This is a genomic window from Herbaspirillum sp. BH-1 (assembly GCF_002870055.1).
Classification (GTDB): Bacteria; Pseudomonadota; Gammaproteobacteria; order Burkholderiales; family Burkholderiaceae_D; genus Herbaspirillum; species Herbaspirillum frisingense.
Genome location: NZ_PKOI01000001.1, coordinates 275,572 through 296,710, shown reverse-complemented (window position 1 = coordinate 296,710; position 21,139 = coordinate 275,572). Strand labels below are relative to the sequence as shown.

Annotated in this window: 20 protein-coding genes; 11 read left to right on the top strand and 9 right to left on the bottom strand. The window is 62.3% G+C overall.

The window, feature by feature from the left end; all coding sequences use genetic code 11:
* Positions 1-22 precede the first annotated feature (22 nt).
* The 5 genes from HBH1_RS01350 (at position 23) to coaBC (ending at position 6,791) form a co-directional block, all read left to right on the top strand.
* A complete protein-coding gene (locus tag HBH1_RS01350) occupies positions 23-727 on the top strand; it encodes a GntR family transcriptional regulator (protein WP_006463153.1) in 705 nt (234 codons plus the stop codon).
* Positions 728-920: 193 nt separating this feature from the next.
* Positions 921-1,898, top strand: coding sequence for a bifunctional riboflavin kinase/FAD synthetase (locus HBH1_RS01345; protein ID WP_102661290.1), 978 nt, complete (start codon positions 921-923; stop codon positions 1,896-1,898).
* A gap of 122 nt (positions 1,899-2,020) precedes the next feature.
* Positions 2,021-4,915, top strand: coding sequence for an isoleucine--tRNA ligase (gene ileS, locus HBH1_RS01340; RefSeq protein WP_102661289.1), 2,895 nt, complete (start codon positions 2,021-2,023; stop codon positions 4,913-4,915).
* A gap of 97 nt (positions 4,916-5,012) precedes the next feature.
* Positions 5,013-5,528, top strand: coding sequence for a signal peptidase II (gene lspA, locus HBH1_RS01335; RefSeq protein ID WP_102661288.1), 516 nt, complete (start codon positions 5,013-5,015; stop codon positions 5,526-5,528).
* A 57-nt stretch (positions 5,529-5,585) separates the two neighbouring features.
* Positions 5,586-6,791, top strand: coding sequence for a bifunctional phosphopantothenoylcysteine decarboxylase/phosphopantothenate--cysteine ligase CoaBC (gene coaBC / locus HBH1_RS01330; protein ID WP_102661287.1), 1,206 nt, complete (start codon positions 5,586-5,588; stop codon positions 6,789-6,791).
* On the opposite strand, the gene HBH1_RS01325 is transcribed toward coaBC, so the two are convergent.
* The 5 genes from HBH1_RS01325 to HBH1_RS01305 form a co-directional block, all read right to left on the bottom strand.
* A complete protein-coding gene (locus tag HBH1_RS01325) occupies positions 6,788-7,453 on the bottom strand; it encodes a GntR family transcriptional regulator (RefSeq protein ID WP_006463158.1) in 666 nt (221 codons plus the stop codon). The two genes, coaBC and HBH1_RS01325, sit on opposite strands and share 4 nt — an antisense overlap.
* A gap of 122 nt (positions 7,454-7,575) precedes the next feature.
* Complete coding sequence (locus HBH1_RS01320; protein ID WP_102661554.1) at positions 7,576-8,871, bottom strand: amidase; 1,296 nt, start codon at positions 8,869-8,871, stop codon at positions 7,576-7,578.
* A 135-nt stretch (positions 8,872-9,006) separates the two neighbouring features.
* Positions 9,007-9,978: an ABC transporter substrate-binding protein gene (locus HBH1_RS01315; protein ID WP_233207486.1), complete on the bottom strand. Its 972-nt coding sequence runs from the start codon at positions 9,976-9,978 to the stop codon at positions 9,007-9,009.
* A complete protein-coding gene (locus tag HBH1_RS01310; RefSeq protein ID WP_006463161.1) occupies positions 9,975-10,739 on the bottom strand; it encodes an ABC transporter permease in 765 nt (254 codons plus the stop codon). The genes HBH1_RS01315 and HBH1_RS01310 overlap by 4 nt, the downstream gene beginning before the upstream one ends.
* 10 nt (positions 10,740-10,749) lie before the next feature.
* Positions 10,750-11,550, bottom strand: coding sequence for an ABC transporter ATP-binding protein (locus HBH1_RS01305; RefSeq protein WP_102661285.1), 801 nt, complete (start codon positions 11,548-11,550; stop codon positions 10,750-10,752).
* Positions 11,551-11,997: 447 nt separating this feature from the next.
* On the opposite strand from HBH1_RS01305, the gene dut reads away from it, so the two are divergent.
* Together dut and HBH1_RS01295 are read left to right on the top strand one after the other, a co-directional pair.
* The gene (dut, locus tag HBH1_RS01300) at positions 11,998-12,459 is read left to right on the top strand and encodes a dUTP diphosphatase (protein WP_102661284.1); all 462 of its coding nucleotides are present in this window, start codon (positions 11,998-12,000) and stop codon (positions 12,457-12,459) included.
* A gap of 159 nt (positions 12,460-12,618) precedes the next feature.
* Entirely contained in the window at positions 12,619-13,710 is a 1,092-nt protein-coding gene (locus HBH1_RS01295; RefSeq protein WP_199181506.1) for a M48 family metallopeptidase, read from the top strand.
* A gap of 198 nt (positions 13,711-13,908) precedes the next feature.
* On the opposite strand, the gene clpA is transcribed toward HBH1_RS01295, so the two are convergent.
* On the bottom strand, positions 13,909-16,212 hold the full coding sequence (gene clpA / locus HBH1_RS01290) for an ATP-dependent Clp protease ATP-binding subunit ClpA (RefSeq protein WP_006463167.1): 2,304 nt from the start codon (positions 16,210-16,212) through the stop codon (positions 13,909-13,911).
* Positions 16,209-16,523, bottom strand: a complete 315-nt coding sequence (gene clpS / locus HBH1_RS01285; RefSeq protein WP_006463168.1) for an ATP-dependent Clp protease adapter ClpS — start codon at positions 16,521-16,523, stop codon at positions 16,209-16,211. The genes clpA and clpS overlap by 4 nt, the downstream gene beginning before the upstream one ends.
* Before the next feature lie 339 nt (positions 16,524-16,862).
* On the opposite strand from clpS, the gene HBH1_RS01280 reads away from it, so the two are divergent.
* Positions 16,863-17,069 (top strand): transcription antiterminator/RNA stability regulator CspE, encoded by a 207-nt coding sequence (locus HBH1_RS01280; RefSeq protein WP_006463169.1) that lies wholly within the window; start codon positions 16,863-16,865, stop codon positions 17,067-17,069.
* Positions 17,070-17,256: 187 nt separating this feature from the next.
* Here HBH1_RS01280 and icd read toward each other — a convergent pair whose 3' ends face one another.
* Entirely contained in the window at positions 17,257-18,513 is a 1,257-nt protein-coding gene (gene icd, locus HBH1_RS01275) for an NADP-dependent isocitrate dehydrogenase (protein WP_102661282.1), read from the bottom strand.
* Positions 18,514-18,759: 246 nt separating this feature from the next.
* On the opposite strand from icd, the gene HBH1_RS01270 reads away from it, so the two are divergent.
* The 3 genes from HBH1_RS01270 to HBH1_RS01265 all read left to right on the top strand — a co-directional run bounded on the left by HBH1_RS01270 (position 18,760) and on the right by HBH1_RS01265 (position 20,316).
* A complete protein-coding gene (locus HBH1_RS01270; RefSeq protein ID WP_102661281.1) occupies positions 18,760-19,326 on the top strand; it encodes a pseudouridine synthase in 567 nt (188 codons plus the stop codon).
* Positions 19,327-19,518: 192 nt separating this feature from the next.
* Positions 19,519-19,689, top strand: coding sequence for a hypothetical protein (locus HBH1_RS25175; RefSeq protein ID WP_006463172.1), 171 nt, complete (start codon positions 19,519-19,521; stop codon positions 19,687-19,689).
* 153 nt (positions 19,690-19,842) lie between these two features.
* Positions 19,843-20,316 (top strand): DUF192 domain-containing protein, encoded by a 474-nt coding sequence (locus tag HBH1_RS01265; protein WP_102661280.1) that lies wholly within the window; start codon positions 19,843-19,845, stop codon positions 20,314-20,316.
* Between the two features lie 222 nt (positions 20,317-20,538).
* On the opposite strand, the gene rpsT is transcribed toward HBH1_RS01265, so the two are convergent.
* Entirely contained in the window at positions 20,539-20,805 is a 267-nt protein-coding gene (gene rpsT / locus HBH1_RS01260) for a 30S ribosomal protein S20 (RefSeq protein WP_006463174.1), read from the bottom strand.
* Between the last annotated feature and the right edge of the window lie 334 nt (positions 20,806-21,139).

Genomic DNA, 21,139 nt, shown 5'->3' with positions numbered 1-21,139 from the left:
AGAACACCAGAATGCCCGCGCCATGACCGTCACCGTTGCCAATCCGCTCGCCGAACAGGTCTATCACCGGATCAAGGACGACATCTTCAGCTTCCGCCTGCTGCCCGGCGACAATTTCACCGAGACCGAGATGGCGCAGCGCCAGGGCGTCTCGCGCACGCCGCTACGGGATGCGCTGTTCCGGCTACAGCGCGAGGGCTATCTGGAGGTGGGTTTCCGGCGCGGCTGGAAGGTCTGCCCCATCGATTTCGACCGGCTCGACAATCTCTACGACCTGCGCATCGTGCTGGAGATGGCGGCGCTGGAAAAGCTGTGCAGCCAGGAAGAGCCCGGCGCCGGCCTGGAGCAGCTGAACGCGATCTGGCTGGTGCAGCCGGAAGACCGGCTCGCCGACGCGGTGCAGGTGGCCGAACTGGATGAAGCCTTCCATACCAACCTGGTGGCCGCCGCCGGCAACCACGAGATGACCCGGGTCCATACCGAGGTCACCGAAAAGATCCGCATCGTGCGCCGCCTGGACTTCCTCAAGAAGAAGCGCGTCGACGCCACCTACGAGGAACACGGCAAGATCCTGCAGCTGGTGGCCAAGCGCCGCGCCACCGAGGCGCAGATCCTGCTGCGCGCCCACATCACCCAGAGCAAGCTGGAGGTGCGCAAGATCACCATCTGGATGCTGGCCGAGGCGCGCCAGTTGCAGGAGCCGGAAGCGGTGCCGGCCCTGCGCTGAACTTGGCCAGGCCGAAATAAGACTTGCCAGGCATGCACGAAAAGCAATATTTCCATTGAGAAATGTGAAAAAACCTTCCTGAGATGCGCAGGCAGGTGCTTGATCGCCCCGATCCCGCCACCAAATCAGGGAAAGCCTCCGAAACCATTTATAATGGAAGGCTTTTGTAACAGCGCATCTCTCCAGCGGCTCAATGAAGGTATTTCGCGGACTTCCCACAGCCGAATCGCGCGCCCCGTGCGCGCTGACCATCGGCAATTTCGACGGCGTGCATCTGGGCCACCAGGCCCTGCTGGCACGCGTGCGCGAGGCCGCCGGCAAACTGGGCCTGGACGCGGCGGTGATGACCTTCGAACCGCATCCGCGTGAATTCTTCGCCCAACTGGCCGGCACCCCTGAACGCACCCCGGCGCGCATCGCCAACCTGCGCGACAAGCTGCAATCGCTGGCCGACTCCGGCATCGACCGCGTGGTCGTGGAGCATTTCGGCAGCCACTTCGCCGCGCTCTCCCCGCAGGACTTCATCGAGAAGATCCTGGTACAGGGCCTGCATGTGCGCTGGCTGATGGTGGGCGACGACTTCTGCTTCGGCGCGCGCCGCGCCGGTACCCTGGACACCCTGATCGAGGCCGGCCGCCGGCATGGCTTCGAGGTCCATGCCCTGCCGACGGTGACCAATGCCGGTGTGCGTATCTCTTCTTCCGTCGTGCGGGCGGCACTGGCCGAGGGCGACTTCGACCTGTCGCGCCAGTTGCTGGGCCACCCCTACGCCATCAGCGGGCGCGTGGTCCATGGCAAGAAACTGGGCCGCACCATCGGCTTCCCCACCCTGAACATGCGCGTGGGCCACAAGCGTCCGGCGCTGTCGGGCATCTTCGTGGTACAGGTACATGGCCTGGCCGAACAAGCGCTGCCGGCCGTGGCCAGCCTGGGCGTGCGTCCGACCGTGGATGACAGCGGGCGGGTCCTGCTGGAAACCCACCTGCTGGACTTCCAGGGCGATTGCTACGGCAAGCTGGTGCGGGTCGAGTTCCTGCAGAAGCTGCGCGACGAGGAAAAGTACGTGGACCTGCCCACACTGACCACCGCCATCGCCCGCGACGTCGACCATGCCCGCGCCTGGTTCCGCGAGAACGCCGGCTTCGCCGTCTCGGCCACCGACCGAATTTGAACGCTGGGCGATGGCCGGAGCAGCGCTTCCGCCGTCGTCCAGCCGCCCCATCCGCATTTCGCCAGCGCGCATGTCAGCACGCCCGGCGCCAGAATCAAACTGCATCCAAGGAAAGCTTTCTCATGTCCAGCAACGACAATTCCGCCAAGCCCGGCAAACCGGAAAAAGCCGGCAAGGCGCCCTCCAAATACCCGGTCAACATGACCGAGACCGCCTTCCCCATGCGCGGCGACCTGGCCAAGCGCGAGCCGCAATGGGTCAAGCAGTGGCAGGAGAAGAAGGTCTACGAACGTATCCGCAAGGCGTCGGCCGGCCGTCCCAAGTTCATCCTGCATGACGGTCCGCCGTATGCCAACGGCGACATCCACATCGGCCACGCCGTCAACAAGATCTTGAAGGACATGATCGTCAAGGCCCGCAACATGGCCGGCTTCGACGCGCAATACGTGCCGGGCTGGGATTGCCACGGCATGCCCATCGAAATCCAGATCGAGAAGCAGTTCGGCAAGAACCTGCCGGTGGCCGAAGTGCAGGCCAAGGCGCGTGCCTACGCCGGCGAGCAGATCGAGCGCCAGAAGGCCGACTTCATCCGCCTGGGCGTGCTGGGTGAATGGGACAACCCGTACAAGACCATGAACTTCTCCAACGAAGCCGATGAGCTGCGCGCGCTCGGCACGATCCTGGAGAAGGGCTATGTCTATCGTGGCTTGAAGCCCGTGAACTGGTGCTTCGATTGCGGCTCGGCCCTGGCCGAGGCGGAAGTGGAATACCAGGACAAGCGCGACCCGGCCATCGATGTCGGCTTCCCCTTCGCCGAACACGACAAGCTGGCCACCGCCTTCGGCCTGGCCGACCTGCCGACCCGCCACGGCTACATCGTCATCTGGACCACCACGCCCTGGACCATCCCGTCCAACCAGGCGCTCAACGTCCACCCGGAATTCGAATACGCGCTGGTCGAGACCAGCCGCAACGGCGAAGCCACGCTGCTGATCCTGGCCAAGGACCTGGTCGAATCCTGCCTGCAGCGCTTCGGCCTGGAAGGCAAGATCATCGCCACCACCACCGGCGAGAAGCTCTCGCTGATCCGCTTCCACCATCCGCTGGCCAAGGCCGATGCCGGCTACGACCGCCTCTCGCCGGTCTACCTGGGTGAATACGTGACCGCCGACAGCGGTACCGGCATCGTCCACTCGGCGCCGGCCTACGGTATCGAAGACTTCATCTCCTGCAAGGCGCACGGGATGAAGGATGACGACATCCTCAACCCGGTCATGGGCGATGGTCGCTATGCGTCCTGGCTGCCGCTGTTCGCCGGCCTGAGCATCTGGGAAGCCTCCAAGCCGATCTGCGCCAAGCTGGAAGAAGTGGGTTCGCTGTTCAAGCTGGTCATGTTCGACCACAGCTACATGCATTGCTGGCGCCACAAGACCCCCATCGTCTACCGCGCCACCTCGCAGTGGTTCGCCAGCATGGACAACACGCCCAAGGATGGCGGCCCCAGCCTGCGCCAGACCGCGCTGCAAGGCATCGAGGACACGGCCTTCTTCCCCGGCTGGGGCAAGGCACGCCTGCACGGCATGATCGCCAACCGTCCGGACTGGACCCTGTCGCGCCAGCGCCAGTGGGGCGTGCCGATGGCCTTCTTCGTGCACAAGGAAACGGGCGAGCTGCATCCGCGTACGCCGGAGCTGATCGAACAGGTCGCCCAGCGCATCGAGAAGAGCGGCATCGAAGCCTGGCAGGCGCTGGACCCCAAGGAACTGCTGGGCGAGGATGCCGAGCACTACGTCAAGAACCGCGACACGCTGGATGTCTGGTTCGACTCCGGCACCACCCACCAGACCGTGCTGCGTGGTTCGCACCGCCAGCAGTCGCAGTTCCCGGCCGACCTGTACCTGGAAGGCTCGGACCAGCATCGTGGCTGGTTCCACTCGTCGCTCCTGACCTCGTCCATGTTGAATGGCCGCGCGCCCTACAAGGCCCTGCTCACGCACGGCTTCGTGGTCGATGGCGAGGGCAAGAAGATGTCCAAGTCCAAGGGCAACGTGGTGGCCCCGCAGAAGGTCTCGGACTCGCTGGGCGCGGAAATCCTGCGCCTGTGGGTGGCCTCGACCGACTACTCGGGCGAACTGTCGATCTCGGACGAAATCCTGAAGCGCGTGGTGGAAGCCTATCGCCGCATCCGCAATACCCTGCGCTTCCTGCTGGCCAACACGGCCGACTTCGACCCGGCGCAGCACGCCGTGCCGGTGGCCGAGCTGCTGGAGATCGACCGTTACGCCATCGCCAACATGGCGCGCCTGCAAGCTGAGGTCCTGGCGCACTTCGAGACCTATGAATTCCACCCGGTGGTGGCCAAGCTGCAGATGTACTGCTCGGAAGACCTGGGCGGCTTCTATCTGGACATCCTCAAGGACCGCCTCTACACCAGCGGCGTGGATTCGGCGGCGCGACGTTCGGCCCAGACCGCTGTCTGGCACATCAGCCAGTCGCTGCTGCGCCTGATGGCACCGATCCTGTCCTTCACCGCCGAAGAAGCCTGGAGCTTCTTTGCCGGCAAGGAAGCCTTCGAGGCCAGCGGCGAGACCATTTTCTCGCAGACCTACTACGCCCTGCCGGAAGTGGGCGATGCCGAAGCCCTGCTGGCCAAGTTCGCAGTGCTGCACGAAGTGCGCGCCGCCGTCACCAAGCAGCTGGAAGAAGTGCGTATCGCCGGCAGCATCGGTTCTTCCCTGCAGGCCGAGGTGGAACTGAAGGTGTCGGGCGAGAAGGCCGACCTGCTGGAGAGCCTGGGTGAAGACCTCAAGTTCGTGCTCATCACCTCCGCAGCCAGCGTGACCCGCGTAGCCAGCGCCGAGGAAGAAGGCGTGGTGGTCACGCCCTCGACCCAACAGAAATGTGAACGTTGCTGGCACTATCGCGCCGATGTCGGGTCTCATCCCGAGCATCCCGGCCTGTGCGGCCGCTGCGTCAGCAACCTGTTCGGCCAGGGCGAGAAGCGTCGCTTCGCCTGATGACCTGATCGCCTGATCGCCTGATCCAAGCAGGACGGCCTTGCAAGCTGCCCGCTGCACTCTGCGCAGCGGGCAGCGCACTCAAACAAGAACATCCATGGCAACCAAAAAGCGCTCCTCCTCTTCCGCCTCGTCCTCTTCCAGCCAGGGCCTGCTGCCCTGGCTGGGCATCGCTACCATCGTGCTGCTGCTGGACCAGCTCTCCAAGATCACCATCCTGAAACTGTTCCACTACGGCGAATCGCTGCCGGTGACCGGTTTCTTCAACCTGGTGCTGGTCTATAACAAGGGCGCGGCCTTCAGCTTCCTGGCCGCCAGCGGTGGCTGGCAGCGTTACCTCTTCACCGCCATCGGCATCGGCGCGGCGGTGTTCATCATCCACCTGCTGCGCAAGCATCCGGGCCAGCGCATGTTCTGCTGGGCGCTGGCGCTGATCCTGGGCGGCGCCATCGGCAACGTGATCGATCGCGTGGTCTATGGACACGTGATCGACTTCCTCGACGTCTATGTCGGCAACTGGCACTGGCCGGCCTTCAACATCGCCGACAGTGCGATCTGCGTGGGTGCGGTATTGTTCGTGGTGGATGAACTGCGCCGGGTCTCCCGGAAGTAAGAACGACAAGAACGGCAACCCACCTGCGGCGCGCCACCTGGCGCAAGGGAGCAAGCAATGGAACTGGCTGGCAAGAAAATCGTACTGGGCCTGACCGGCGGCGTGGCCTGCTACAAGGCCGCGATGCTGGCGCGCGAACTTGGCCGCGCCGGAGCGTCGGTGCATGTGGTGATGACCGAGGCGGCCACCCATTTCATGACCGCCGTGACCATGCAGGCGCTGACCGGCAACCCGGTCTATACCGACCAGTGGGATGCGCGCATGGACAACAACATGCCGCACATCAACCTCACCCGTGATGCCGATGCGGTGGTGATCGTGCCCTGCTCCACCGACTTCATCTCCAAGCTGGCCCATGGCGCCTGTGACGACCTGCTCTCGACGCTGTGCGTGGCGCGTCCGGCACGGCTGCCCCTGATGGTGGCACCGGCCATGAACGTGGAGATGTGGCAGAACCCGGCGACCCAGCGCAATGTGCGCCAGATCAGAGAAGACGGCATCCTGCTGCTCGGCCCCGATGCCGGCGCACAGGCCTGTGGCGAAGTCGGTGAAGGGCGCATGCTGGAACCGATGCAACTGCTGGAGGAGATCATCGCCGCCTTCCAGCCCAAGCTGCTGGCGGGCCGCCGCGTGCTGCTGACGGCCGGCCCGACCTTCGAACCCATCGACCCGGTGCGTGGCATCACCAACCTGTCCTCGGGCAAGATGGGCTATGCGATCGCCCGGGCGGCACGCGAAGCGGGCGCGGAAGTGACGCTGGTATCCGGCCCGACGGCATTGGAGACACCCTATGGCGTGCGTCGCGTGGACGTGCAGACGGCACAGCAGATGCACGATGCGGTGATGGGCAATGTGACAGGGCAAGACCTGTTCGTGGCGGTGGCGGCGGTGGCCGACTGGCGCGTGGCCAATGCCAGCACGCAGAAGCTGAAGAAACAGAACGAGCAGGACACGCCAGAACTGCAATTCGTGCAGAACCCCGACATCCTCGCCACCGTCGCCGCCCTGCCCCAACGCCCCTATTGCGTGGGCTTTGCGGCCGAATCGGAGAACCTGGAACAATACGGCACGGCCAAGCGGATCAGGAAGAACATCCCGCTGCTGGTCGGCAATATCGGCCACCAGACCTTCGGCCGTGACGACAACTCCCTGATGCTGTTCGACGACCAGGGCCACAGCGCCCTGCCGCGCGCCGACAAGCAAACCCTGGCACGCCAGCTGATCCGCGAGATTGCGCGCCGCATGGCGCAATCGCCAGATTAGCGAAACGCGCTGCCCAAGGTCTCTTCGTTGACCGAGTCCTGGATCGCCTCCAGCGTCTGCTGCAGATGCTGGCGCACGATCTGTTCGACCAGGGCCGCATCGCGCTGCCGGTAGCCTTGCAGGATCTGCGCGTGTTCTTCATTGTCGGTCAGCTGGATCTGCGGCAGCAGGTAGATCGACAGCGAGACATAAGGGGCGGCCACCAGCAACAGGTTACGGACCATCTCGTACAGGCGTGATCCCTGTTCACTGCGCATGAGGTGATCATGGAAATCGCAGTTCAGCGCCGCCCAGGCATGGGGGTCGTCGGCCCGGCACATCTGCTCGTGCAGCGCGGTGGCCGCCTCCAGGGCATCGGGCCGGATCGAGGCGACCGACTTGCGTGCCAGCAGCGGCTCCAGCACGATGCGCAGTTCATAGATCTCGGCCACGTCCTGTACCGAGAGTCCCTTGACCACCACGCCCTTGTTGGCATCGATGGTCACCAGCCCCTCCGAACGCAAGCCCCTGAAGGCCTCGCGCACGGGCGTGGTGCTGACTTCGAAGCGGCGCGCGACATCGTCCTGGCGCAACTTGTCACCGGGGCGATAGTTGCCGCGCAGGATATCGTTGCGCAGCTGGCTTAGGACCTGCTGCTCTATGGTTTTGAAGGCTTTTGACATGAGCACGTTGAGCTGGACGGCACGCCCCCTGCGGCGGGCTGCAGGAGGGGGAAGCCTCATTGTGGCCTGCCCGGCAGGCCGGTGCAAGCGCGCCCTTGCGCCGGCTCCGCCCGCCGGCCGGCTCAGTTCTCCATCCGCTGCGCCGGCCGGATCGTGGGCAGGATCGTGCTGATCCATTGGGCGTGCTGCAGCAAGGCCAGGTCCTGGTCGCCAGGGCCGATCAGTTGCACGCCGAAGGGCAGGAAGTCGGACGAATACCCCGACGGCAAGGTCACCGCCGGCAAGCCCAGCAAGGTCGCCGGAGTGCAGAAGATCGCATCGCCGGTCTTGTCCAGCCCCGGCAAGGCGGTGGTCGGCGAAGGCAGGGTCAGGATCGCATCGAGCCCGTCAAAGACGCGATCACGCTCGGCCCTGAGGCTGGCCAGCTGCGCGCACAGCTCTTCGTAGCGCGCATCGCTGATGGCGGCACCGGCCTCGATGAGCGCGCGGATATTGGGACCGGCCAGGTCCTCCTTGCCGCGGATATCGTCCAGCAGGGCGGCCCGCGCTTCATAGGCCAGGATCTCGTTGATCAGGGCATGCATCTCGACCAGGTCGACGGGCAATTCCACCGGTACGCAGGCAACGCCTAGCCTTTCCAGGCGCCGGATGACGCCGTCGACATTCTGCTGGACGTCACCCTGTACCTGCGCCCAGCGCGAACTGCGATAGATCCCGACACGGGCCGGTTTGACGCCGGCATGGAAAGCGCTCGCCGAGACGGGCGGTGCAATGGCGCCGTCGCGCACGATCACGGCATGCATGACCGCCGACCAGTAGAGGCTGGAGGTGATGAAACCCAGGTGATCCAGTGAGGGGGCGAGCTTGTGCGTACCCTCGGTGGGAATGCGGCCAAAGGTCGGCTTGTAGCCATAGGCGCCGCAATAGGCGGCCGGGCGGATGACGGAGCCGACCGTCTGCGTGCCCAGGGCGATGTCGACGATGCCCGCGCCCACTGCCGCCGCCGAGCCACTGGAGGAACCTCCGGGGGTGTAGCCCGGATGCCAGGGGTTGACGGTGGCGCCGGGATCACGCCAGGCGAATTCGGTGGTCACGGTCTTGCCGAAGATGATGGCGCCGGCCTGGCGCAGCCGGGCCACGATCCAGGCATCGGCGGCGGGTTGGTGGCCGGCGAAGATCGCCGAACCATAGGCGGTGGGCATGTCGGCGGTATCGATGAGGTCCTTGACTGCCACCGGGATGCCGGCCAGCGGCCCGCTGGTGTTCTGGGTTGCGGGATAGCTCTCCGGGCGCCAGACGAAGGCCCGGAGCCGCTCGTCGAGATGGTCGGCGGCCGCCACGGCGGTGGCCAGAGGACTGGGGTCGGGCGCGAATGCGGGTACGGATGCGGGTGCGGTCTGCGTCGCTTCTGTGGTCATGATCGTCTTCCTCTGCTGCTGGGTGGCGGTGCCGTGCTGCCAATCCAGTGCGCAATCACCTGCCATTGCGCGACCGGCTGGCTGCCGTGCATCCGAAGCCCGGGGGCAGGATGCACGGCGCGGCACATGGAGATCTTAAGGCTTGGTGGTCTTTTCGGCGAAGCTGTTGTCGACCGCGCTCTCGTAGGTGACCTGCCCGGGCTTGACGTTGCCGATGGCAATCTGCAGATCCAGACCGGCCTGGAAGGCTTCACGCGAGATGACGGGGGTGGCCGGGTAGACCTTCTGCTCCAGCAGGCGTTTGACGGCAGCGCGTACCACCGTCGGGTCCAGTTGCGGGAACTCGGCGATGGCGACCTTGTAGGCCACCTCCGGATTGGACTGCATCAGCTTTTCCGCATCGGCGATACCGGCAACGAAGCTTTGCACCATTTGCGGCTTTTTCTCCACCGTGGACTTGAGGGTATCAATCGTGGAAAAGGCGTAGACACCGTTGTACTGCTTGGCGAAGTCATGCACGATCTTGTAGCCGTTGGCCAGCGCCTGCTCCACCTGCGGCTGGTAGAGCGTCGCCGCATCGGCTCGGCCGGCGGCTACCGGCGAAATCTCGGTACCGATGGCCACCGTATTGAGCTTGACCGAACTGAGGCCCTTTTCCTTGAGCAGGTTCTGCAGCAGGTAGGTCGAGGTCGACGGCGGGATGGCGGTGGAAATGGTCCGGTCCTTGAAGTCGGCCAGGGAGTTGATCGGTGAATTGGCCGGCGCGACCGTCCACACCGGCACGCCCGCCACTACCATGGCCACATTGGTCAACGACGCCCCCTTGAGATTGGCCAGCACGGCCGTCATCGGGTCTTGCAGCGAGAAATCGGCATGACCGCCAATGACCGCCGCCACACCCTGGGCGCCCCCGCCGGCGGTCACCTTCTGCACTTCCAGACCGCGCTTGGCGAACAGTCCTTCGCCCATGGCGACATACAGGGGGAGATACTGGATGGACTGGAAGGCCTGGTAGATCACCGCCTTCTCGGCGGCCATCGCGACGCTGCTCCCGAAACAGCCGATGCACAGCAGTGCGGCTGCGCTTGCCTTGCGGATGGACTTCATTGTTCGCCTTTCCATGAAATTACCCTTTCTTCAGTCAGTTTTACCAGCCAGGTGAGTAAGGCCGCCATGAGCGTGAGGATGATCACGCCCAGCCAGACGGTATTGAGGTCAAACAGCGAGCCGGCCACGAAGACCGCATGCCCGAGTCCGCTTTCGGAGGCGATGAATTCGCCCACGACCGCCCCGATCAGGGCGAAGCCGATGTTGATGCGCAGGATGGAAAAGATCCACGGCACCGACGCCGGCAGGATCAGCTTCTTGAACACCTTGGCGCGCTGGGCCTTGAAGGACTTGAACAGGTTCAGGAGATCCTTGTCGACCTCCTGGGCGGCGGCGCAGGAAGAGATGATGGCCACCGCAAAGGTGGAGATCCCCGCCAGCCAGATCTTGGAGACCATGCCCGAGCCGAACCAGATGATGATCAAGGGCCCCAGCGCGATCTTGGGAATGCTGTTGAGCAGGATGGAGAACTGCTCGACGATGGCCGAAGTACGCGGATAGAACCACAGCGCCAGCCCCAGTGCGATGCCCAGGCCGCTGCCCAGCAACAGGCCCAGCAGGGTCTCTACCAGCGTGACCCAGGTGTCGTAGAGCAGTTGTCCCTGGCTCAGGCCGATCACGGCGGACTTGTAGATGCCCGCCGGTGAGCCCAGCAGCTGACCGTTGATCAGATTGGACTGGGCCGCCATCTGCCACACGATGACGGCCACCACCAGCAAGGTGGCGACGATGGCGGTGGCGCTGCCGTCTTTGGATTTCATCACTCTCTCCTCAGGTGCTGGCGTGGGCGACGTCACTGGCACGCAGGGCGTTCCAGATCTCTTTGTGGTAGTGCGGGAATTCCGGCGCGCCCCGGGCGCTGACGGCGTCGCGCAGGCCATCGCTGCCCTCCACCGTGAGCACAATGTGCTGCTCGCGCATGATCTGCGCCGGACGTCCACCGAGCACCACCACCCGCTGGCTCATGGCGATGGCTTCGTCGATGTCGTGGGTCACCAGGATGACGCTGGTGCCTTCGCTGCGCGTGAGGCTGATGACATCGTTTTCCAGCATCAGGCGGGTCTCGTAGTCGAGCGCGGAGAAGGGTTCGTCCAGCAGCACCACGGTGGGATCGGCCAGCAGCGTGCGACACAAGGCCACGCGCTGCTTCATCCCGCCTGAGAGCGCATGTGGATAGGACTGCGCCACGGTGTCCAGGCCGTAGCGCTTGAGCATGGCGCGGGCGCGCTCACGGTCGGCCTCGGTGACATCGCGCTGCAACTCGATGCCCAACACGGCGTTGTCGAGGATGGTGCGCCAGGGCAGCAGCAAGTCTTTCTGCAACATGTAGGCAATGCTGCCGGCGCGGCCATCCTCGCGCGGCTGCAGCACGATGCGACCGGCGGTCGGCTTGAGCAGGCCGGAGATGAGGTTGAAGAGCGTACTCTTGCCGGCCCCGCTGCGACCGACGATGGCGACGATCTCACCTTTGCCGACATTGAATTGAAGGTTCTGGAATATCCGGATTTCTTCGCCGTTGGCCTTGATGAAGGCGTGGCTCAGATTGTCGACTTCTAGACGGTGGTCCGACATGGGCTCCTGCTCCTGAAGACTGCTTGAATGGCATGGATGGCACGGAAGATGACCCGCATGCCGCGTGTCAGCGGCATGGCGACATTGATTATGCATAATGCATAATCTTGCCTAAGGTCATGAGCAGAAACTGTGCCAGAGGTGGCAACAGGACGCCGCAAGCCGCATGGGCCATGCGCTTGCAGCCGATCAGGGATATTTTGCCCGCCCAGCCAAGACGCTGCCGTCCATGGCATCCGGCCCGACATTGGCGCGATTGCACCTCGATCGGACATTGCAGTGCACCAAGGATGTCCGAACCAACGGGCTCGCGCGGCAATCGCCGCTTCGCGCCAGGGCGGCAAGAAACATCCATTCCAAGATGGAAGTTGCTAGAATTGCGGCCTTAGGTGATGCACGCCGCCAGCCTGGCGCGCATTCTTGTCATTCCATCACCCGTGAAGAAATATGCATCGTCGAATCGAAGCCCGTATCGTCAACCCCCTTCTCGGCGAACAGATCCCTGTTCCCAGCTATGCCACCGATGGCTCCGCCGCACTGGACCTGCGAGCCTGCATCGAAGCCCCGATCACCCTGCGCGCCGGTAGCCGCGAACTGATCAAGACCGGCCTGGCCATCAACATGATGGATCCCTCGCTGGTGGCCATCGTGGCCTCGCGGTCGGGCCTTTCGCTCAAGCACGGGCTGCATGTGGCACAAGGCATCGGCGTCGTCGATGCCGATTACCACGGTGAAATCGCCGTGATCCTGGCCAATTCGGGCCAGGAAGACTACGTCGTGCAGCCGGGCGACCGGATTGCCCAGTTGATGTTCCAGCCGGTGGTACAGGTGGCCTTGAGCATGGTGGACAAGTTCTCCACCGAAACCGAGCGCGGCGAAGGCGGCTTCGGCAGCACCGGCAAGTCCTGAATCGTCCCTGCCGCTGGCTGCGGCGCCAGCGGCCGTCCTACGCCACAGTACAAAGCGACAAGGAACCGTGACAAGGATGAGCCTGTCCTATGCCCCATGGGTCATCTGGCCTGTCCGGGACACCCCGGACCCAGCAGGCCCCTATTGATGGAGAACCGCATGCTCGTACCCCCCCTGCCCGCGTGGCAGAAGATAAGAACCCTCGCCACCCTGGCGCCGCTGGCCATCCTGGCCGCCTGCGCCACCCAGGAACCCGGCACCGCGCCGGCCAGCGCCCCCGCCAAGCCGACGGTAGTGACCCAGGCACCCAAGCCGGTCGCCGACAATCCCCAACAAGCGCAACTGCGTGAACTGATCGCCCAGCAGGATCGCCTCTATCGCGTGGCCGCCCCGCTGCTGACCAGCAACGCACAACTATGCCGCGGCAACGCCCGCAACCTGCTGGGATTTACCGCCAAGAACAAGTATTCCTTCCCGATCGAATACGCTGAAACCGCCCGCAGCCTGGGCTATGACGACCGCCTGCAGGTTACCGGCGTGCTGCCCGGCAGTGGAGCGGAAAAGGCGGGCATCCAGCGTGGTGACTTCCTGATGTCGGTGGCAGGCAAGCCGATGCCGCAGGGCACCGATGCCGAACGCCAGGCCGCCGTGCTGCTGAGCCCGCTGGTGGTCAAGCAGGCGCCGATCGCGCTGGGCGTGCAACGCAACGGCCAGAACAGCACGCTCAACGTGCCGCTGACCTACGCCTGCGCCTTCAGCATCGAGCTGGGCAATGCCGACAACGTCAACACCTATGCCGATGGTCGCCGCGTGCTGATCACCCGGGGCATGCTCAAGTTCACCCGTTCAGATGATGAACTGGCCTATCTGATCGCCAAGGACATGGCGCACAACATCCTCGGCCATGCGATCCGCCAACGCATGGTGTCGACCATCGCGGAGGTGATCGACAACCTGCTGCTGCCGCATCCGGACCCGACCACCACCGCCGGTACGGCCGGCATCCGCGTCTATCCGCAGGATCTGGATGCAGCGGCCGATACCCTGTCGCTGTACCTGCTGGCACGCGCCGGCTACAGCATCGACAATGTGCCGGCCTTCTGGAAGCGCCTGGCCGAGCAGTATCCGGCCAGCGTGCCGAATGGCTATACGGCCTTGCACCCGGCGACCACCTATCGTCTGTCGATGATCGACAAGGTCACGCAGATCGTGAAGGCCAAGCAGGAAGCGGGCAAGCCACTGCTACCCTGAGCCTTCTGATCACGCCTCTTTGGCCTGAGGTTTGCTCTGAGATTTGCCCTGAAGCGGCGCGGTGAAGACCGCGCCGTTTTTTGTTGTGCGTATCTTGTTGTGTGGACGCGGGTATCGCAAGCGCCCTGCCCCAAAAACAAAAGGCCACTCCGGTTTCCCGGAGCGGCCTTGTTGGCTTGCTGATTGACTGGCTGAGGCTTATTCGACTTCGAGCTTTTCCTGCGGCTCTTCCGGCGGGGACGAATCGTCGCCCTCGGGGAATTCGAGCTTGATCTGCTCCTTGTCGTCCATCTCCACCGTCACGCGACCGCCACTGACCAGCTTGCCGAACAGCAGCTCGTCGGCCAGCGCCTTGCGGATCAGGTCCTGGATCAGGCGCGACATCGGGCGTGCGCCCATCAGCGGATCGAAGCCCTTCTTGCCCAGGAACTTGCGCAGGCTGTCGGAGAAGACGGCTTCCACCTTCTTCTCGTGCAGCTGCTCTTCCAGTTGCATGAGGAACTTGTCGACCACGCGCAGAATGATTTCCTCGTCCAGCGGGCGGAAGCTGATGATGGCATCCAGACGGTTGCGGAACTCGGGCGTGAACATGCGCTTGATGTCCGCCATCTCGTCGCCGGCTTCCTTCTTCTCGGTGAAGCCGATGGTGCGCTTCTGCAGGCTCTCGGCACCCGCGTTGGTGGTCATGATGATGATCACGTTGCGGAAGTCGGTCTTGCGGCCGTTGTTGTCGGTCAGCGTGCCATGATCCATCACCTGCAACAGGATGTTGAAGATGTCGGGGTGCGCCTTTTCGATTTCGTCCAGCAGCAGCACGGCATGCGGCTTCTTGTTGACAGCCTCGGTCAGCAGGCCGCCCTGGTCAAAGCCGACATAACCCGGGGGCGCGCCGATCAGACGGCTCACGGCATGACGCTCCATGTATTCGGACATGTCGAAACGCACCAGCTCGATACCGAGGATGAAGGCCAGTTGCTTGGCCACTTCGGTCTTGCCCACGCCGGTCGGACCGGAGAACAGGAAGGAGCCGATCGGCTTGTCGGTCTTGCCCAGGCCGGCACGGGCCATCTTGATGGCCGACGACAGCGCTTCGATGGCCGGGTCCTGACCGAAGACGACGTTCTTCAGGTCGCGATCAATGGTCTGCAGCTTGGCGCGATCATCCTGGTTCACGGACTGCGGCGGGATGCGGGCGATCTTGGAAATGATTTCCTCGATCTCCGGCTTGCCGATGGTCTTCTTCTGCTTGGACTTGGGCAGGATGCGCTGTGCCGCACCAGCTTCGTCGATGACGTCGATGGCCTTGTCGGGCAGGTGACGATCATTGATGAAGCGGGCTGCCAGCTCGGCTGCCGAAGTCAGCGCCGAAGCGGAATACTTCACGCCGTGGTGTTCCTCGAACTTGGACTTCAGGCCACGCAGGATCTGCACGGTCTGTTCCACGGTCGGTTCGTTCACATCGATCTTCTGGAAGCGACGCGACAGCGCGTGATCCTTCTCGAAGACGCCACGGAACTCGGTATAGGTGGTCGCACCGATGCACTTCAACTGACCGCTGGAGAGCGCCGGCTTCAACAGGTTGGACGCATCCAGCGTACCACCCGAGGCCGAACCGGCGCCGATGATGGTGTGGATTTCGTCGATGAAGAGGATGCCGTTGGGGCTGTCCTTCAACTGCTTCAACACTGCCTTCAGACGTTGTTCGAAGTCACCGCGATACTTGGTGCCGGCCAGCAGCGCGCCCATGTCCAGAGAGTAAACGACGGCGTTCTTCAAGATCTCCGGCACATCGCCTTGCGTGACACGCCAGGCCAGGCCTTCGGCGATGGCGGTCTTGCCCACGCCGGCTTCGCCCACCAGCAGCGGGTTGTTCTTGCGGCGACGGCACAGGGTCTGGATCACGCGCTCGACCTCGGAATCGCGGCCGATCAGCGGATCGATCTTGCCTTCGGCAGCGGCCTTGTTCAGGTTCTGGGTGAACTGGTCGAGCGGGCTTTCCTTCTGCTGGCCTTCGGCCTGCACGTCCTCGGCACCTTCCGGAGCCTTCTGCGGATCGGCCTGCTGGTCCTTGCGCACACCGTGCGAAATGAAATTGACCACATCCAGGCGAGTCACGCCCTGCTGGTGCAGGTAGTACACCGCGTGCGAATCCTTCTCGCCGAAGATGGCCACCAGCACGTTGGCGCCGGTGACTTCCTTCTTGCCATTGGACGCCGACTGCACGTGCATGATGGCGCGCTGGATCACGCGCTGGAAGCCCAGCGTGGGCTGGGTGTCCACTTCGTTGGTACCGGGTACCGTGGGGGTATTGTCGGTGATGAAATTGGTCAGCGTCTTGCGCAGATCGTCAATGTTCACCGAGCAGGCGCGCAACACTTCGGCGGCCGACGGGTTGTCCAGCAACGCCAGCAGCAAGTGCTCCACGGTAATGAATTCATGACGCGATTGTCTGGCTTCGACAAAGGCCATATGCAAACTGACTTCGAGTTCCTGCGCAATCATGCTTCCTCCATCACGCATTGCAGGGGGTGCCCTGCCTTTCGAGCGTGGGTTAAAACGAGTTCCACTTTAGTGGATGCGATATCTTTGGGATACACACCACACATTCCCTTCCCATCGCGGTGAACCTTGAGCATGATCTGCGTCGCGGTTTCACGGTCCTTGTTGAAATACTGCTGGATGACTGCGACGACGAATTCCATCGGCGTATAGTCATCGTTCAACAAAAAAACCTGGTACATCGCGGGCGGCTTGAGTTTGGCCTCCTGCCGTTCCAGGACTGTACCGCCATCATTTACGTGCTTGGTTGCCATGCGTTTATTGGACCATCAAAAGCTGTGCAACGCACAATGATCTCGTAACCTCTAGATGAGATAGATATTACTTGTTTTCCGGACCTTGCGCAGATGACGATGATTTATCCTAAATCAAGGGGATCCTGCGCTATCTCCCAAACAAGCCCATAAACTTTGAGATGAAAACTGCTTGACTTTTGGATTTCGACCGAGAACAATGCAAATTCATTGATTAGTAGTTACCAAATGTAACAACTGGTCGATGCGAAGGGGGCACGGTTTAAGGGGGGCTGCGTGACGCGCGATGCTTCTTGCTTTGACGGCTCGTGTGATAGTTAATATTTGAAAGATGCTTTTATGGCAACAGGTACTGTCAAGTGGTTCAATGATTCCAAAGGCTTTGGCTTTATCACTCCGGATGACGGCGGCGAAGATCTGTTCGCTCACTTCTCCGCAATCCAGATGAACGGCTTCAAGACCCTGAAAGAAGGTCAAAAAGTCCAGTTTGACGTTACGCAAGGCCCCAAAGGCAAGCAAGCATCGAACATCCAGAACGCCGCTTAAACCCCGGTATGCTCTTAAAAGCCCTGCATTGCGGGGCTTTTTTCATTGGGCGCGCAGCTGGTGCAATCCGCGTGGCGGCGTTATCACCCTTCCCCTTCTTCCAAAAAACAAACAGCCGGACATTGCCGGCTGTTGTTTTTTCGTCATCTTCGCAATCCGGACCTCTGCCGGAAGCAGTCTGACGGCCTTACATGTTTTCGATCATGGCTTCGCCGAAGCCGGAGCACGAAACCTGGGTCGCGCCTTCCAGCAGACGGGCGAAATCATAGGTCACGCGCTTGGCAGAGACCGATTTCTGCATCGCGGTCACGATCAGTTCGGCCGCTTCGATCCAGCCCATGTGGCGCAGCATCATTTCTGCCGAGAGAATGCTGGAGCCGGGGTTCACGTAGTCCTTGCCGGCGTACTTGGGCGCGGTCCCGTGGGTGGCTTCGAACACGGCCACGGAGTCGGACATGTTGGCACCCGGCGCGATGCCGATGCCGCCGACCTGGGCCGCCACGGCGTCGGAGATGTAGTCCCCGTTCAGGTTCATGGTGGCAATGACGCTGTATTCCGCCGGGCGCATCAGCACCTGCTGGAAGAAGGCATCGGTGATCGCATCCTTGATCACGATCTGGCGACCGGTCTTGGGATTCTTCAGGCGCATCCACGGGCCATCGTCGATCAGCTCGGCACCGAATTCGCGGCCCGCCAGGGCATAGCCCCAGTCACGGAAGGCCCCTTCGGTGTATTTCATGATATTGCCCTTGTGGACGAGGGTGACCGAGGGCTTGTCGTGATCGATGGCGTACTGGATCGCCTTGCGCACCAGGCGCTCGGTACCTTCGCGCGAGACCGGCTTGATGCCCAGCGCAGAGGTCTCCGGGAAGCGCAGCTTCTTGACGCCCATCTCGCGGGTCAGCAGGTCGATCAGTTTCTTCACTTCGGGCGTGCCGGCCTGCCATTCGATGCCGGCGTAGATATCCTCGGAGTTCTCGCGGAAGATCACCATGTCGGTCTTCTCCGGCTCGCGCAGCGGCGAAGGCACGCCCTTGAAGTAACGCACCGGGCGCAGGCAGACATACAGGTCCAGCTGCTGACGCATGGTCACGTTGAGCGAGCGGATACCGCCGCCGACCGGCGTAGACAGGGGTCCCTTGATCGAGACCAGGTATTCCTTGAGCACATCCAGGGTCTCATCCGGCAGCCAGACATCGGGACCATACAGCCGGGTCGACTTTTCGCCGGCGTAGATTTCCATCCAGTGGATCTTGCGCGCGCCACCGTAGGCCTTTTCCACGGCGGCATCGACCACCTTGAGCATCACCGGCGTCACATCCACGCCCACGCCATCGCCCATGATGAAGGGGATGATGGGGTTATTGGGGACATTGAGGGTGTCATCGGCGTTGGCGGTGATCTTGCGCCCTTCAGCAGGCACTTGGATATGTTGGTACGACATCGTGGTCTCCGACGGTTGAGGCGGTGGCGATAGAAGGGATAGAAGGCATCAGCGGCAATCCGGACCAGCGACCAGCAGGTCACCATTGCTTGGATTGTCATACAAGCGGGGAATTTTAAGAGATTTCCACGGTTTGAGTCGGGGAAATTCCGGAATGCACGCAAAGTCTTATATAAGATATAGGACATTCGTGGTCGATTAAGCATCAGGATTTTACGGAATGCCATGTTTTTGCGACACTAGCGCATGCCTCTGATCTTATTCAACAAACCTTTCCAGGTGATGAGCCAGTTCTCGGCCCACCCCGAACGCCAGACCCTGGCCGACTACATCGATATTCCCAATGTCTATCCCGCCGGCCGGCTGGACGCCGACAGCGAGGGCCTGCTCCTGCTCACCGACGACGGCAAGCTGCAACATGCCATTGCCCATCCCCGGCGCAAGCAGCCCAAGACCTATCTGGCCCAGGTGGAAGGCCAGGCCAGCCCGGAGGCGCTGCAACGCTTGAGCAACCCGCTGGACCTGGGCGATTTCGTGACCCAGCAAAGCCAGGCCCGGCTGATCCAGGAACCGCCCTGGCTGTGGCCGCGCACACCACCGATCCGCCAGCGCCAGAACCAGCCGACCAGCTGGATCGCACTGACCATCAGCGAAGGCAAGAACCGCCAGGTGCGCCGGATGACGGCTGCCGTCGGCTTGCCGACGCTGCGCCTGGTGCGCATCGCGATCGGGCCATTCTCGCTGGCGAGTCATCCCCTGATGCCCGGCGAATGGCGCGAGGTCGATCCGGCAGCGCTGGATAAGCCGTCCTGAACGGTCCAGGGCCCAAAACAATGATCACTCTGACAACATTTTATTGTGGCAGAGTGCATGATTCTTCATCAATCCTCGTAAAAAAGATCAAAATCAGTGTCAACCTTCATCCGCGCCCGCCGTTATTGGCATTGATTCGCACGAATCATCGTTTGCCTCACATCCCTAACATGTTGAATTGAAGGACGCAAAATGAAAAAATTGATCGCCGCTCTGATCGCTGGTCTGTTCGCCACTGCTGCTTTCGCACAAGCTCCGGCCGCTCCGGAAGCGCCGAAGGCTGAAGCCGCTGCTCCGAAGGCAAAGAAGGCCAAGAAGGCCAAAAAGGCCAAGAAGGCAAAGAAGGCAGCTGAAGCTAAGTAATTAGCGTCCGCATCAAGAAAAGGCAGGCTGGTCCTGCCTTTTTTCATGCCCGCACGCTTTTGCCGGCTGCCTGCTCATCCACTGTCGCATCCGGCCCGGCACCTGCTATGCTGCCTGCTCTTCGTCCGACCTGACCCACGATAGATATTGAACATGCGCCAATCTTCACTTTTCCGCCCCGCCCTCTTGCGCCTCGCCGCCGCTGCCGTACTGGCCATCGGCTGCCTCGCCAGTACCGCTGCCAGCGCCCAGACGCCAGTCCGCAAGTTCCCCACCACTCAGCTCAACATCGGCATCCACCTGATCAAGGCCGAAGTGGCGCAGTCCGAAGCCGAGCGCGAGCAAGGCCTGATGTTCCGCGACAAGATGGGCGACAACGAAGGCATGCTGTTCCTGTTCGGTCAGCCGGCGGGAGTCTGCATGTGGATGAAAAATACGCTGATTCCCCTGTCGGTGGCCTTCATGGATGAAAAAGGCGTCATCATCAACATCGAGGAAATGAAGGAACAGACCCTGGATTCGCATTGTGCGAAACGCGCAGCAGTCTATGCGCTGGAGATGAACAAGGGCTGGTTCAAGCAAAAGAACATCAAGCCCGGCGCCAAGATCGAAGGCCTGCCCCAGTAAGCCGGCTGGGCGGTTCCTGGAAGCAAGGCTGCTGGCCGGCCGCTTCCGGGTAGGCCGGCCAGTGGAAACCGGCTAGATCCAGCGCCGGGAAAACGCCGATCAATACCCCGAAGCGCAGCAAAATGTGCGCCGAAAACGCAAAAAACCGCTTGCAAGCAAGCGGTTTTCTTGTACTGCAGTCTGAAGCGGGTGAACCGCGCTTCAGCTCAAGCCATGCAGCAATTAAGCAGCCAGGGCCTTCAGTGCAGCAGCCAGACGGCTCTTGTGGCGAGCAGCCTTGTTCTTGTGGATGATCTTCTTGTCGGCGATGCTGTCGATGGTCGACACGGAAGATTGGAACACGGAGGTTGCTGCAGCCTTGTCGCCGGCGGCGATGGCCTTGCGAACTGCCTTGATTGCGGTGCGCAGGGTCGAGCGCTGGCTCGAGTTGTGAGCGTTTTGCTTGACTGCTTGACGAGCACGCTTACGTGCCTGTGCGGTATTTGCCATGAAAATTATCCTAAATCGAGAGTCGTTTGCGCCGCAAACCCCGAGGACTCGCGATGCCAAATTCTGTAAAGCATCGGATTATAACCAGATTCACCCGACAAGGCAATCAACTTGTCCTCTTCTGTCGCTGAACTGCCGTAAACAGCCCTGCATCGGCCGGCATGCAGGTTCAGCGATGGCCGAATTGCCGTAAAGAAATTGTCATCCAGCATCGAACCTGCCATCCACCCGGCGACTCTACCTGCACCCGCTGCGCATCGCCGGTCCAGACCCGCAGACGCAGCGGAACCAGGGCCGCGATTGCGGCCGCCGCCGCAAGGCCCCCGCTATAATG

What these genes read in the sequence shown, in the direction of transcription:
- HBH1_RS01265 (WP_102661280.1), top strand. Translation starts at nt 19,843, where the DNA reads ATGCGCCAATCTTCACTTTTCCGCCCCGCCCTCTTGCGCCTCGCCGCC.
- dut (WP_102661284.1), top strand. Translation starts at nt 11,998, where the DNA reads ATGCATCGTCGAATCGAAGCCCGTATCGTCAACCCCCTTCTCGGCGAA.
- HBH1_RS01295 (WP_199181506.1), top strand. Translation starts at nt 12,619, where the DNA reads ATGCTCGTACCCCCCCTGCCCGCGTGGCAGAAGATAAGAACCCTCGCC.
- icd (WP_102661282.1), bottom strand. Translation starts at nt 18,513, where the DNA reads ATGTCGTACCAACATATCCAAGTGCCTGCTGAAGGGCGCAAGATCACC.
- HBH1_RS01320 (WP_102661554.1), bottom strand. Translation starts at nt 8,871, where the DNA reads ATGACCACAGAAGCGACGCAGACCGCACCCGCATCCGTACCCGCATTC.
- coaBC (WP_102661287.1), top strand. Translation starts at nt 5,586, where the DNA reads ATGGAACTGGCTGGCAAGAAAATCGTACTGGGCCTGACCGGCGGCGTG.
- HBH1_RS01270 (WP_102661281.1), top strand. Translation starts at nt 18,760, where the DNA reads ATGCCTCTGATCTTATTCAACAAACCTTTCCAGGTGATGAGCCAGTTC.
- HBH1_RS01345 (WP_102661290.1), top strand. Translation starts at nt 921, where the DNA reads ATGAAGGTATTTCGCGGACTTCCCACAGCCGAATCGCGCGCCCCGTGC.
- HBH1_RS01280 (WP_006463169.1), top strand. Translation starts at nt 16,863, where the DNA reads ATGGCAACAGGTACTGTCAAGTGGTTCAATGATTCCAAAGGCTTTGGC.
- HBH1_RS25175 (WP_006463172.1), top strand. Translation starts at nt 19,519, where the DNA reads ATGAAAAAATTGATCGCCGCTCTGATCGCTGGTCTGTTCGCCACTGCT.
- HBH1_RS01315 (WP_233207486.1), bottom strand. Translation starts at nt 9,978, where the DNA reads ATGAAGTCCATCCGCAAGGCAAGCGCAGCCGCACTGCTGTGCATCGGC.
- HBH1_RS01305 (WP_102661285.1), bottom strand. Translation starts at nt 11,550, where the DNA reads ATGTCGGACCACCGTCTAGAAGTCGACAATCTGAGCCACGCCTTCATC.
- HBH1_RS01310 (WP_006463161.1), bottom strand. Translation starts at nt 10,739, where the DNA reads ATGAAATCCAAAGACGGCAGCGCCACCGCCATCGTCGCCACCTTGCTG.
- rpsT (WP_006463174.1), bottom strand. Translation starts at nt 20,805, where the DNA reads ATGGCAAATACCGCACAGGCACGTAAGCGTGCTCGTCAAGCAGTCAAG.
- ileS (WP_102661289.1), top strand. Translation starts at nt 2,021, where the DNA reads ATGTCCAGCAACGACAATTCCGCCAAGCCCGGCAAACCGGAAAAAGCC.
- clpA (WP_006463167.1), bottom strand. Translation starts at nt 16,212, where the DNA reads ATGATTGCGCAGGAACTCGAAGTCAGTTTGCATATGGCCTTTGTCGAA.
- clpS (WP_006463168.1), bottom strand. Translation starts at nt 16,523, where the DNA reads ATGGCAACCAAGCACGTAAATGATGGCGGTACAGTCCTGGAACGGCAG.
- lspA (WP_102661288.1), top strand. Translation starts at nt 5,013, where the DNA reads ATGGCAACCAAAAAGCGCTCCTCCTCTTCCGCCTCGTCCTCTTCCAGC.
- HBH1_RS01325 (WP_006463158.1), bottom strand. Translation starts at nt 7,453, where the DNA reads ATGTCAAAAGCCTTCAAAACCATAGAGCAGCAGGTCCTAAGCCAGCTG.
- HBH1_RS01350 (WP_006463153.1), top strand. Translation starts at nt 23, where the DNA reads ATGACCGTCACCGTTGCCAATCCGCTCGCCGAACAGGTCTATCACCGG.